Origin of the sequence: Enterococcus sp. AZ179 (assembly GCF_050498885.1) — a bacterium.
In the GTDB taxonomy this organism is placed as follows: Bacteria; Bacillota; Bacilli; order Lactobacillales; family Enterococcaceae; genus Enterococcus_D; species Enterococcus_D entomosocium.
In genome coordinates this window covers 1,400,001-1,413,018 of record NZ_JBMHEO010000001.1, presented here as the reverse complement: position 1 = coordinate 1,413,018, position 13,018 = coordinate 1,400,001, and the positions used below count along the sequence as shown (strand labels likewise).

The following is a 13,018-nucleotide window of genomic DNA, read 5'->3' as shown; positions in this document are numbered from 1 at the left end:
GCCAAAATGGCTGAGATCGGCACCCTTTTCTCTAAAATCGCTGCTGGATGATCAGCAAATCGCTTTAGCAGTAACTTATTCGTTTGATTTCAACGCATCGATCATATTGACATGAGTCAGTTTCACATGGGTGACGTACATCACGATGATCGTAAAGAGAATCGTCATGCCACCGGCTAAAGCATAAGCCGGCCAATTGATCACTAATGGAAAGACCATGTTCTCCATCGAAGCTTGGATCAAAATAAAGTCAGTCAAGAAGTAACCTACCACGTAACCTGCGAGAATCCCAAATAACGTAAAGACGATATTTTCTCGTACGATGTACATAGTCACTTCCTTATTGTAAAACCCTAATACTTTGATAGTAGAAAGCTCGCGAATCCGCTCGGAAACATTGATGTTGGTCAAGTTATACAAGACGACAAAGGCTAATGCCCCTGATAATACAACTAAGATCAAGACAATGGCGTTCAAGTTACCCATCGAATCATCCTGCATTTTGATCTGAGTGGAAAGGAACGTCGTGTTTTTGACTTTGTCGGTATCTAACAAGGCTGTTGATAAAGCTTCCTCTTGTTTTTTCGTCATCGTCTTGCTTTTGACTAAGAACGCATTTGGTTCAAAGGTACTATTGGTGATTTCTTCATAAACGGTCGGCGACAGATAAAGAGAATTGCCTAAATAATTTTCTGCGATGCCACTAATAGGTACTTCATAGGCTTCTTGATCGCTGGTATAGAAGGTCAATGTATCGCCAACGTGCAAATCATATAATTCTGCGTACTTCATAGTCAGCACGGCACCCTCTGTTAATGACAGCTTCTGTCCTGCCGTCGTTTTCAAATGGACATAGTCTGCAAAAGCATCCTGATCTGCCGGAACCATCAAGGTCAGACTTTGTTTTCCTTGGTTAGTCGGTCGAATCTCGATCGTTTCATTGTAGACTAGCATCGAATGGGTCACAAGAGGCTCGTCTGTTAAAACCGTTTCAGCGGCAGCAACGGTTTCTTCCTTCGCATCATTTAAGGTCACGACGGCTTGATAATCCGTAATGGGCCCAAATTGTTTTGCAGTCACGGCACTTAGAGAATCTTTCAACCCAACGCCTGCCACCATCAGTCCCGTACAACCGGCGATGCCAATGATTGCCATGATCATTCGCGATTTGTAGCGGAAGATGTTACGGAAGCTGACTTTTTGATTGAAGCTTAAACGGGACCATAAGGGGGTAATTGCTTCTAATAAAATCCGTTTCCCGGGCTTTGGTGCGCGAACTTGCAGCAGCTGGGCAGGTTTTTCCCGCAATTCTTTGATCAGAACAAACAGACAGGCACCAAGCGTCGCCAGTAAAAAGGCGATTGCGGCCAAAATAATTGGCGACCAGACATAATAGACGCGAATCCCGTCTAAAAGATACCGTTCGCTGGATAGGAAATAGATCAAACGCGGCAACAGTTCGGTTCCTAATACGGCACCACTAATAATGCCAATGGCCGAAGAAAGGAGGGCATAAATCAAATATTTAAGGGAGATCTCGACTTTGCCATAGCCCATCGCTTTTAAGGTACCGATCTCTTTGCGGTTTTCTTCTACCATCCGCGTCAGTGTCGTAAAGGTGATCAACGCAGCGATAAAGAAGAAGAAGACAGGAAACACATTGGCGATCGCTGCGATACGATCAGACAGCCCACCATATTCTTGGAAACCGGGATTGTCTTTGCGTTGGTTGTAAAGATACGTCGGCTCTGCCAAGTCTTCGATCTCTGCCCGTTTTTCTGCCAGTGTTTGTTGGGCATCGGTTAGTTCTTGTTGCTGTTCATCTAATTGGTCTTGCTGCTGTGTCAATTCTGCTTCTCCAGCCGCCAATTGGCCTTCGAGGGCTGCTTGTTGTACGGGCGGCAGCTGTGCCAAGGCGGCTTGCTGTTGTTCTAGTTCCGCTTTGGCCTGATCCAGTTGGGCTTGTCCATCAGCTAACTGTTTTTGTCCATCGCGGACTTCTTTTTCTGCAGGGGCTAATTCATCAAAAGCGTCTTGTTGAATTTCTGCTAAGCGTTCCTTAGGACGGTCCGCAAACAGTTCCTCAATCGTTTCTTGATGGGCTGCCATCTTGTCGGTGTACGTATCGGAGTATGTTTCAAGCCCGGCGACATCATCAAAGGCGAGATAGAGGATCGATTTGACCTCCATCGTGAACTGTTCTTCCGGTACATAAGCAAAGTACGTCACGACACCGCTGCCGACATTTGCATAGCCCCGTTCGGCAGCACTGATATAAATGGGAGAAGTGGCAAACCCAACGATCGTATACTCTTTGTCCGACAGATTATCGGCATCATCGATCGTAAAAGTATCACCTATTTGCCAGCCATAATTTTTTGCTTCGGTGTCCAGCACGATTTCATCGGCTTTTTCTGGCAGTCGGCCGTCCTTCACCAGTAACTGGTTGAGTTCCTGTGAGGGGTCATAGGAGGTCACTTGCACGACTTCATCTGAATTGGCAGCGTAATAAAATTGATAGGCGGCTTCTGTGTGAGCACCGCTTTTTTCCGCGGCATCAATGTCTTCCTCTGTCAATCCCAGTGTTGAAGTGACTTGCAGATCTGCTAATTGCTGGCCGTTGACATATTCACTCGCGGAATGGTTCAGGATCGGGCCGGTTGCTTTGACACCGACAAAGAGAAACGTTCCTAAAAAAATGATCAAGGTGATTGCGATAAAGCGGCCTTTTGATTGGCAAATCTCTCGCAAACTTGCTTTAAGATAGGTCTTATTTTTCATCAGATCCTCCTACCAAACGATTTCATCGATCGAGATGGGATGAGGATTCTCTTCAATGGAACGGACAGTGGCATCGTTGATATGGATCACCCGATCGGCGATCGGGGCAATGGCGCTATTATGGGTGATGATCAACACCGTATTGCCATTTTTCCGGCTAGCGTTTTGCAAAAGCTTCAACACTTGTTTTCCTGTTTCAAAGTCCAAAGCACCAGTCGGTTCATCGCATAGCAGCAGTTTCGGGTTTTTGGCTAACGCCCGAGCGATCGATACCCGCTGCTGTTCCCCACCAGAAAGCTGAGAAGGAAAGTTGTTTTTGCGGTTTTCTAACCCGACTTGGGCCAAGACTTCATCAGGATCGAGTGCATTCGGTGAGACTTCAGTAGCCAATTCAATGTTTTCTTTTGCTGTCAGATTTGGGACCAAATTATAAAACTGGAAGACAAACCCAACGTCTGTGCGGCGGTATTCTGTTAATTGTTTGTCGTTAAACTTCGCGATATCGACATTGTCGATAATGATTTCTCCTTCATCTGGCGAGTCCATCCCGCCTAAGATATTCAAAACGGTCGATTTTCCGGCACCACTAGGTCCAAGAATCACCACTAATTCGCCTTCTTCAATGGCAAAGGAAAGATCATTGTTGGCAGTGATAGTGGTTTCGCCCATCTGATAGCGTTTATATTCATTCTTTACTTCAACATAACTCATTAATAAAGCCTCCATTTTTTAAACACGTGTTGATTTAATCACATGGTGTTAGTATACTAAGAAAGAAAAGTAAGAGCAATCCTCAATGCTTGCTTATTTGTCATTAAATAGACAAATATTGATTAAATGTACAGAGAAAAGGGGAAACGATATGGTAGGGACTGTCGGGAACCGTCGAACGATCTACTCGAAAAAAGTGATCCGGCGCGCCTTTCAGGAGTTATTGTTGGAAAAAGAGTATCGCAAAATCACGATCAAAGAGATTGCGGAACGAGCAGATATCAATCGGGGAACATTTTATAAATATTATAAGGACACAGCCGCTTTGTTGGAGGAGATCGAAGGGGAGCTCGTTGAGCAGATCGCATCGAACTTGCAGCAGGAAAATTTGTCATTGGATCTTTGGCTGGAAAAACTATTGACGATTTTGTATGAGAATCCTAGTACCACCCATTTGATTTTGTTGAACAACAGCCATTTGCTGAATCTTTTGTTGTCAGAAATCAAACCGGAGACCTTGAAACGATTTGCCCAATACTTTCAAGATGCTTCCGAGGAAGAATTGGAACTGTGCCTTAGCTTTTTTGTCTGCGGGTCTATCGGTTTGATCGAACGCTGGCTCAAAGATTTTTCAACGATGCCGCCAAAAGCTGTCGCTGATCTATTGATTCAAATTTTTGTGACTAATGTGTATGAAGAAAAGAAGGGCTAAAAAAGAGGGGATGATCCAATAACTAAAAAGGAACGCAGCAAGAGACAATTTGCTGCGTTCCTTTTTCTCTTAATCAACGAGGCGTTCATCGTTCATCCCAAAGTATTGATGCAACGGTTTTTGCCGTGCTTCTAATAATTGATCGACGGTCACGAATTCGTAGCCTTCGTTTTTGAGTGTTTTAATGACTCCCGGTACGGCTTTCACAGATTTCGGGTGAATATCATGGATCAAGATCATGGCACCATTAAAGACATTTTGTTGAACCAAGGCATTGATTTTCTTCGGATCCTTCAATTTCCAGTCTTGAGAATCGATGTCCCATTGAATGATCGGCATGCCGATGGTTTCTGCGCTTTGTTTGTCGATAGCGCCATAAGGGGGCCGTAAATTCCTAGGTAGTAAACCCGTCGCATTGTAAATGGCTTTATTGGTTTTCGTAACTTCTGCCTGCAAATCTTCCGCTGAAAGAGTATTCAGCTGCGGATGAGAGTAAGAATGACTGGCGATCTCGTGTCCAGCTTCTTGGACTTTTTTGGCGGCTTGCGGATATTGCTCAACCATTTGTCCCAGCATAAAGAAGGTCGCTTTGACGTCATTTTCTTGTAAGATGTTCAAAAGATCCATAGTGGAGGTATTGTTGGGTCCATCATCAAAGGTCAATGCCACGTATTTTTTATTGGGGTCAAGACTTGGCAAGGCATTGTTGAGTTGGTCAGCAGCCACGAGATCAGGATCAATGAATGGGGCGATCTCGCTGTAAGACAGGGTGATTTCTGTCGCTTCCGTCTGATTTTTTGGCAATTCGATGGTCAGCTTTTCCGGATCATAAGTAAATTTCGAATCGAAGGTGATCCGCTCCATAGCCAAGACGGCGTCGATGATTTTTGCGGGTTCCTTGGCTTGATCCAGCAGTTTCTGTTGAATGACTTGTTGAATACCTAATAAGCTGCCTTCATCAGGAACAAGTTCTTTCAAAGACAATTCGGTTTGCGTCTTCTCTGATACGAAGATCGGTGCATCTGTTAAACGATCAGCATCTTCAAAACGACCGGTTTCTCGATTCCATACATAGCTGTCGGCTTTTAATGAATAGGTAGAGACTTTTGCAGCTACCGTTTGTGCTTGGATACGGGCAACGGTGACGACTTCTTTTTCCGTTTGTTTTTTGCGCAATGACTCAGCGGCTTTTGTCAACCGGTCTTTGATATCTTTGATGGGAAACGTATCGAGGTCTTGCGGGCGGTAGATCAGTTCTTTGTTTGTTCCTTCTGAGAGCACTTCAGGCGATGTTTTTAACCCATTTTGGCTTTGTTCTGCTTGGATTGATGCCAGTAATTTCTCTGCAGCTGCCTCATATTTTGCTTTGGCCGCAACTTCTTGTTGGTGCAAGGTGTAAAGAACCGAGCCAGCCGTTGCGATCAAAACGATCAATAATAAGGCAAATAAGGAAAAAATGGCTTTCCGATACGGCTTCTTTCTCGAGGGTGGTCCTTTCGGTCTTTCTTCAGCTGATGCTGTTCGTTTTTGATTATTGTTTGGTTTCTTGTGCAAGTCACTCCGACGGGCATAGGTCTTTCGTTCGGGCATTGGTGAAGCTCCCTTCATTCCATCCTAAATTATGCCCACGTTACCATAAGTCACAGGCACTTTCAACGATCATGCCCGGTTTCTGATAGAGGATTAAAAAGACAAAGGGATTTTTCTAATTATTCGCTTAAAAATTACAGCCTTGTTGCGTTGTTTCTCTTGCAAGAAGTGATCAAAGTGGTTAGGGGGATGGAAACCACTCTAGGCTACGTAAACAAGAAAACCCCTAGGCAACAGCTCACGCGGTGTGACTGTTCTCTAGGGGTTGCTACTGAGGTTACTAAGGCTTAGGCTTTTTCAATTTTTGTCAGTCCGCCCATATAAGGAACCAGAACTTCTGGTACCGTTACACTGCCGTCTTCGTTTTGATAATTTTCAAGCACTGCGGCTACCGTCCGACCGACAGCCAAACCAGAGCCGTTTAGTGTATGCATGTAGTGAATCTTGCCCTCTTGATCACGGTAACGGATCATGGCACGACGTGCTTGGAAGTCTTCACAGTTTGAGCAAGAGCTGATCTCACGATACATCTCTTGGGCAGGGATCCATACTTCTAAATCATAGGTCTTCGCTGCAGAAAAGCCCATATCTCCTGTACACAAGCTAAGCACACGGTAAGGTAAATTGAGTTTTTGCAAAATATCTTCGGCATTAGCCGTCATTTTCTCTAATTCTTCATAAGAATGTTCTGCATCACTGAATTTCACCATTTCGACTTTATTGAATTGGTGCAAGCGAATCAAACCGCGAGTGTCACGGCCAGCGCTGCCGGCTTCTGAACGAAATGATGGGCTCAAGGCAGTGAAGTAGGCAGGGAGCTGTTCTTGTTCTAAGATCTCCCCTTGATAGTAGTTGGTCAAAGGTACTTCCGCAGTCGGGATCAAAGTCAAATCAGTGTCTGCCAATTGGAAAACATCTTCTTTAAACTTCGGAAATTGCCCAGTACCGAACATTGCTTGGCTGTTGACGATATACGGGGTGATCATCTCCGTATACCCATGCTCATAAACATGCTGATCCAACATGAAGTTGTATAAGGCACGTTCCAAACGAGCACCTAAGCCTTTGTAGTAAACAAAACGGCTACCAGAAACTTTGGCACCCCGCTCAAAGTCGAGAATCCCCAAGTCTTCTGCGATCTCCCAATGGGGTTTTGGTTCAAAGGCAAAGGTTTTTGGGTCTGCCCAACGGCGGACTTCTACATTGTCATCTTCATCTTTGCCCACCGGAACAGAATCATTCGGCAAGTTCGGCAACGTCGTGGCGATCTCTTTGATGTCTTCATCAATTTGAGCGATCTCTTCATCCAATTGCTTAATTTGGCTGCCGACTTCTTTCATTTGGGCAATTTTATCTGCCGCATCTTCTTTCGCCCGTTTCAAGGCGGCGATCTCACCAGAAACCTCATTACGCAATTTCTTGCGCTCTTCCGTTTGGACTAAGAGTTCTCGGCGACGCTCATCAAGTGTTAAAAAGCGGTCCAACACTTCTTTTTGGACACCTCGTGTTGCGAGTTTGCTTTGTACTTCAGCAAAATTTTGGCGAATCATTTTTACATCTAACATAGTGATACATCCTCCTTTGATTTTTCCATAGAAAAAAGGCCATTCCAATCCCGTATTGCTTGGGACGAAATGACCATTCGCGGTGCCACCCAAGTTCAGCTTGCGCTGCCCTTGCTGCTCGTATCGTGAGCCAACGATTTTTCTTTCGAAAAATACACGTTAAAGAACTGGATTCTATTTTTTCCAACACTGATTTTCACCAACCATCAGCTCTCTATACAGATGAAAAAAATATACTAGGTTCTGTGCCTTGATTATTTTCTCTAGCATACCCAAAAAATGTTGGGTCGTCAACCATAGGTTTGTGTGTTGGATAAGTTGTTGCGTTTCAACGGGAGATGGATAATAAAGGACGTCCATTCCGGCGTTGACTTGGCATAGATATAGCCGCCATGTAAGGCGACGATGCTTTGAGCGATCGCTAGACCTAAGCCAGTTCCTCCTGTTTCTTGAGAGCGGGATTCTTCCACTCGGTAGAAACGGTCGAATAGAGAATCAAGGGCTTGCTTAGGGATCATTTGCCCATTGTTTTTGACTGTTAAGATCGCTTCGGTCCCGACTTTCTCGACTTCCATGCGGATCTTATCGGCGCCTTTGCCGTATTTCAAGGCATTCGAAAGCAAGTTATTGAAGACCCGCACCAGTTTTTCGGTATCGCCATCCATCTCGATGTGTTCCGGACGGGTGTATGTTTCAATCTTGATGCCTTTCCGACTAGCTTCTAATTCAAAGTCCGCCGCCAATTGTTCCACTAGCTGGGCCATGTCAAATTCCATCACATTGATTGGGACGCTAGGCTGGCGCACTTTTGTGTATTCAAACAAATCATCGACAAGGGATTTCATTTGCTTGGCTTTGACATACGCCGTATGGGTATATTTCAGCAATTCTTCTTCTGAATGGTATTGTCGATCTTCAATTAGACCTAAATAGCCGATGATCGAAGTCAACGGTGTTCGAATGTCATGACTGACATTGGTAATCAGCTCATCTTTGGATTGCTCGATCCGCCGTTCATCTTCAATCGCCGCCACCGTACTGTCGACTAAGCCATTGATATTAGAAACGATCCGACTTAAATCGCCCCGTAACTCGAAGGGGATGCGATGATCGTAATTGCCTTCCGCAATAAAATGAAGCTCGCTGATGATGTGACGTAGCTGCATTTGATGGTAGCGACGAATCAAACGCCAATATAAGACGATCACATCTAATAGGAAGAACATCGGTAGAATGAAGTTGCGCCCACTGCGGAAGATATCTGTATTAAAGGCAGATGTGAAAGCATTCTTCGATGCGTAGATGGCATCAACTAAATCTGGTGAATTTTCAACGATTGAGGTCAAGATGACCAAAATAGCGATATTTAATAGAAGTAAAAGAACAATCGTTACAATTCCTTCGGCAAATAACTCACTGATTTCCTTTGAGGTCAGCGTGATCCGTTTCTTTTTTTCGATTGGTGTGTTGCGCTTTTTTTCAGTTGGTTTACTTCGCATCTATTTTGTAGCCGACCCCCCATACTGTTTGGATGACTTTTTCACCATCCGTGGCTTCTTCGATCTTATCTCGTAAGTGACTGACATGGACCATAACTGTTTTGGCAGAAACGACACTTTCTTGTTTCCAAACTCGTTCAAAAATCTCATCGGCGCTAAAGACACGGTTCGGATGCGATGCCAGCAAGTAGAGGATACCGAATTCTAATGCAGTCAATTGAATTTCGTTGCCATCGACGGTTTTTACTTCATGGGAATCGCGATTGATAATAAGGGAGCTTACTTCTAGAATCTCTGGTTGATTTGAAGCAGCCTGCATCTTGGTTCTTCTCAATAGCGATTTTACCCTGGCCATAACTTCTAATGGGTTGAAAGGTTTGGTGACATAATCATCAGCACCGGCGACCAATCCACGAATCTTATCCATATCGGTTGTTTTAGCGGTCAGCATAATAATAGGGATTTGGGATTCTTTTCTCAATTCTTTCACGACTTGCATGCCATCCATTTCTGGCATCATGATATCTAAGATCAATAGTTCGATATCAGAAGTGGTGCGGATCTTGGTCAGTGCTTCTTTTCCATCATATGCTTTGACCGATTCATAACCTTCATTGTGTAAATAAATGCTTAATAGTTCTACGATCTCTTTGTCATCATCTGCTACAAGTATTTTCATACTGGGTCCTCCTAGGAACAATATTCTTTTCTCCATTTTAGCAAATATTCCACAAAATAGATAAAATCATACTTAAATTTATAAGAATGATAGGAATTAAGAAAACACAAAAAGGAAAAAGACGAACGATAGGCAAATAATAACGGAAAAAGTCCTTAAAAAAGGCGGAAATCACGGACTAAAAATCACGAATCATCTTTGGAAACGGAGTAACTAGAAACGTTGGTCTATCAATCATTTTATGGTTGACGAATAGCGCAAGTCTTGGTATATTATTACATGTGCCAAATGACTAAACGAATTCGTAAAAAGAATTTAAAAAAGTGGTTGACGCACAGCTCGACAGATGATATTATAACGAAGTCGCAATTTTAAAATAGTTAATCGATGTTGATACATCAACAAAATTAATTAAAAAAAGTTGTTGACAAATAACAAATCATTTGTTATTCTAATGAAGTCGCTGAGACAGCCGCTACGAAGTTGAAAAACAACGGGCGAAAAAAACTTTTTAAAAAAGAGTTGACAATCAACTGTCGCTCTGATATGATATAAAAGTTGCTAACACAGCACTGTAGACCTTTGAAAACTGAACAAAGCAAGCAAACGAACCAATGTGTAGGATGTTTCAATTTATTGAAACAAATACATGCAAGCAATAGCTAGCAAAGTTAATTTTTATGAGCTTAATGACCGTATGGTCATTCAAACAAATCATTATGAGAGTTTGATCCTGGCTCAGGACGAACGCTGGCGGCGTGCCTAATACATGCAAGTCGAACGCTTTTTCTTTCACCGGAGCTTGCTCCACCGAAAGAAAAAGAGTGGCGAACGGGTGAGTAACACGTGGGTAACCTGCCCATCAGAAGGGGATAACACTTGGAAACAGGTGCTAATACCGTATAACACTATTTTCCGCATGGAAGAAAGTTGAAAGGCGCTTTTGCGTCACTGATGGATGGACCCGCGGTGCATTAGCTAGTTGGTGAGGTAACGGCTCACCAAGGCAACGATGCATAGCCGACCTGAGAGGGTGATCGGCCACACTGGGACTGAGACACGGCCCAGACTCCTACGGGAGGCAGCAGTAGGGAATCTTCGGCAATGGACGAAAGTCTGACCGAGCAACGCCGCGTGAGTGAAGAAGGTTTTCGGATCGTAAAACTCTGTTGTTAGAGAAGAACAAGGATGAGAGTAGAACGTTCATCCCTTGACGGTATCTAACCAGAAAGCCACGGCTAACTACGTGCCAGCAGCCGCGGTAATACGTAGGTGGCAAGCGTTGTCCGGATTTATTGGGCGTAAAGCGAGCGCAGGCGGTTTCTTAAGTCTGATGTGAAAGCCCCCGGCTCAACCGGGGAGGGTCATTGGAAACTGGGAGACTTGAGTGCAGAAGAGGAGAGTGGAATTCCATGTGTAGCGGTGAAATGCGTAGATATATGGAGGAACACCAGTGGCGAAGGCGGCTCTCTGGTCTGTAACTGACGCTGAGGCTCGAAAGCGTGGGGAGCGAACAGGATTAGATACCCTGGTAGTCCACGCCGTAAACGATGAGTGCTAAGTGTTGGAGGGTTTCCGCCCTTCAGTGCTGCAGCAAACGCATTAAGCACTCCGCCTGGGGAGTACGACCGCAAGGTTGAAACTCAAAGGAATTGACGGGGGCCCGCACAAGCGGTGGAGCATGTGGTTTAATTCGAAGCAACGCGAAGAACCTTACCAGGTCTTGACATCCTTTGACCACTCTAGAGATAGAGCTTCCCCTTCGGGGGCAAAGTGACAGGTGGTGCATGGTTGTCGTCAGCTCGTGTCGTGAGATGTTGGGTTAAGTCCCGCAACGAGCGCAACCCTTATTGTTAGTTGCCATCATTTAGTTGGGCACTCTAGCGAGACTGCCGGTGACAAACCGGAGGAAGGTGGGGATGACGTCAAATCATCATGCCCCTTATGACCTGGGCTACACACGTGCTACAATGGGAAGTACAACGAGTTGCGAAGTCGCGAGGCTAAGCTAATCTCTTAAAGCTTCTCTCAGTTCGGATTGTAGGCTGCAACTCGCCTACATGAAGCCGGAATCGCTAGTAATCGCGGATCAGCACGCCGCGGTGAATACGTTCCCGGGCCTTGTACACACCGCCCGTCACACCACGAGAGTTTGTAACACCCGAAGTCGGTGAGGTAACCTTTTTGGAGCCAGCCGCCTAAGGTGGGATAGATGATTGGGGTGAAGTCGTAACAAGGTAGCCGTATCGGAAGGTGCGGCTGGATCACCTCCTTTCTAAGGAATATTTCGGAAGACTACACATCGTTTGCCTTTGTTCAGTTTTGAGAGGTTTACTCTCAAACAAATTTGTTCATTGAAAACTGGATATCGAAGAAAAAATCAAAACAAGTAACACACACCGAGTTGAAATGTTAAAAGAGTTTTTTAATAAGTTCAACGCTTATTTTCTTGAGCAACCTTCTATCGCTAGAAGAAGTACTCAAAACCGACCGTAAGGTCAAAGGTTAAGTGAATAAGGGCGCACGGTGGATGCCTTGGCACTAGGAGCCGATGAAGGACGGGACTAACACCGATATGCTTTGGGGAGCTGTAAGTAAGCTATGATCCAGAGATTTCCGAATGGGGAAACCCAGCATCTTTTATAGGATGTTACGTCTGCGTGAATACATAGCGCAGTCGAGGTAGACGCAGAGAACTGAAACATCTAAGTACCTGCAGGAAGAGAAAGAAAATTCGATTCCCTGAGTAGCGGCGAGCGAAACGGGAAAAGCCCAAACCAACAAGCTTGCTTGTTGGGGTTGTAGGACTCCGATATGGTAGTCTATTCAGATAGTCGAAATACTTGGAAAAGTATGTCAAAGAGGGTAAAAACCCCGTAGGCGAAATTTGGATAACACCTAGGAGGATCCTGAGTACGGCGGAACACGAGGAATTCCGTCGGAATCCGGGAGGACCATCTCCCAAGGCTAAATACTCCCTAGTGACCGATAGTGAACCAGTACCGTGAGGGAAAGGTGAAAAGCACCCCGGAAGGGGAGTGAAATAGATCCTGAAACCGTGTGCCTACAACAAGTTAGAGCCCGTTAATGGGTGATAGCGTGCCTTTTGTAGAATGAACCGGCGAGTTACGATAGCATGCGAGGTTAAGTTGAAGAGACGGAGCCGCAGCGAAAGCGAGTCTGAATAGGGCGAATGAGTATGTTGTCGTAGACCCGAAACCATGTGATCTACCCATGTCCAGGTTGAAGGTGCGGTAAAACGCACTGGAGGACCGAACCCACGTACGTTGAAAAGTGCGGGGATGAGGTGTGGGTAGCGGAGAAATTCCAAACGAACTTGGAGATAGCTGGTTCTCTCCGAAATAGCTTTAGGGCTAGCCTCGGAATTGAGAATGATGGAGGTAGAGCACTGTTTGGACTAGGGGCCCATCTCGGGTTACCGAATTCAGATAAACTCCGAATGCCATTCATTCATATCCGG

General features: G+C 44.9%; 7 protein-coding genes, 2 rRNA genes and 1 other annotated feature (1 of these 10 running past the window's edge). Of the genes, 3 read left to right on the top strand and 6 right to left on the bottom strand.

The window, feature by feature from the left end; all coding sequences use genetic code 11:
• Window positions 1-75 precede the first annotated feature (75 nt).
• Window positions 76-2,781 carry an FtsX-like permease family protein gene (locus IGI88_RS06680; protein ID WP_429960295.1) on the bottom strand — a complete coding sequence of 902 codons (2,706 nt, stop codon included), beginning with the start codon at window positions 2,779-2,781 and terminating at the stop codon, window positions 76-78.
• 9 nt (window positions 2,782-2,790) lie between these two features.
• Window positions 2,791-3,492 (bottom strand): ABC transporter ATP-binding protein, encoded by a 702-nt coding sequence (locus IGI88_RS06675; protein ID WP_008376960.1) that lies wholly within the window; start codon window positions 3,490-3,492, stop codon window positions 2,791-2,793.
• Window positions 3,493-3,577: 85 nt separating this feature from the next.
• Here IGI88_RS06675 and IGI88_RS06670 point away from each other — a divergent pair, with 85 nt between their 5' ends.
• Window positions 3,578-4,204: a TetR/AcrR family transcriptional regulator gene (locus IGI88_RS06670; protein ID WP_005232942.1), complete on the top strand. Its 627-nt coding sequence runs from the start codon at window positions 3,578-3,580 to the stop codon at window positions 4,202-4,204.
• 69 nt (window positions 4,205-4,273) lie between these two features.
• On the opposite strand, the gene IGI88_RS06665 is transcribed toward IGI88_RS06670, so the two are convergent.
• The 4 genes from IGI88_RS06665 to IGI88_RS06650 form a co-directional block, all read right to left on the bottom strand.
• The gene (locus IGI88_RS06665; protein ID WP_429960294.1) at window positions 4,274-5,794 is read right to left on the bottom strand and encodes a polysaccharide deacetylase family protein; all 1,521 of its coding nucleotides are present in this window, start codon (window positions 5,792-5,794) and stop codon (window positions 4,274-4,276) included.
• Between the two features lie 287 nt (window positions 5,795-6,081).
• Entirely contained in the window at window positions 6,082-7,359 is a 1,278-nt protein-coding gene (serS, locus tag IGI88_RS06660) for a serine--tRNA ligase (RefSeq protein ID WP_005232944.1), read from the bottom strand.
• Between the two features lie 57 nt (window positions 7,360-7,416).
• Window positions 7,417-7,614: a binding site (T-box leader), on the bottom strand.
• A gap of 35 nt (window positions 7,615-7,649) precedes the next feature.
• Window positions 7,650-8,858, bottom strand: a complete 1,209-nt coding sequence (locus tag IGI88_RS06655; protein ID WP_005232945.1) for a sensor histidine kinase — start codon at window positions 8,856-8,858, stop codon at window positions 7,650-7,652.
• Window positions 8,848-9,537 (bottom strand): response regulator transcription factor, encoded by a 690-nt coding sequence (locus IGI88_RS06650; RefSeq protein ID WP_008376963.1) that lies wholly within the window; start codon window positions 9,535-9,537, stop codon window positions 8,848-8,850. Before IGI88_RS06650 ends, IGI88_RS06655 begins: the two co-directional genes overlap by 11 nt.
• 715 nt (window positions 9,538-10,252) lie before the next feature.
• Between IGI88_RS06650 and IGI88_RS06645 the strand changes: the two genes are divergently transcribed.
• Window positions 10,253-11,812, top strand: a 16S ribosomal RNA gene (locus IGI88_RS06645).
• 228 nt (window positions 11,813-12,040) lie between these two features.
• Window positions 12,041-13,018 (top strand): 23S ribosomal RNA (locus IGI88_RS06640) (it continues 1,937 nt past the right edge of the window).
• Together the 16S and 23S rRNA genes form the textbook arrangement of a ribosomal RNA operon.

Excerpts from the sequence above, each read along its gene's own strand:
- IGI88_RS06680 (WP_429960295.1), bottom strand. The coding sequence starts at position 2,781 with ATGAAAAATAAGACCTATCTTAAAGCAAGTTTGCGAGAGATTTGCCAA.
- IGI88_RS06675 (WP_008376960.1), bottom strand. The coding sequence starts at position 3,492 with ATGAGTTATGTTGAAGTAAAGAATGAATATAAACGCTATCAGATGGGC.
- IGI88_RS06670 (WP_005232942.1), top strand. The coding sequence starts at position 3,578 with ATGCTTGCTTATTTGTCATTAAATAGACAAATATTGATTAAATGTACA.
- IGI88_RS06665 (WP_429960294.1), bottom strand. The coding sequence starts at position 5,794 with ATGCCCGAACGAAAGACCTATGCCCGTCGGAGTGACTTGCACAAGAAA.
- serS (WP_005232944.1), bottom strand. The coding sequence starts at position 7,359 with ATGTTAGATGTAAAAATGATTCGCCAAAATTTTGCTGAAGTACAAAGC.
- IGI88_RS06655 (WP_005232945.1), bottom strand. The coding sequence starts at position 8,858 with ATGCGAAGTAAACCAACTGAAAAAAAGCGCAACACACCAATCGAAAAA.
- IGI88_RS06650 (WP_008376963.1), bottom strand. The coding sequence starts at position 9,537 with ATGAAAATACTTGTAGCAGATGATGACAAAGAGATCGTAGAACTATTA.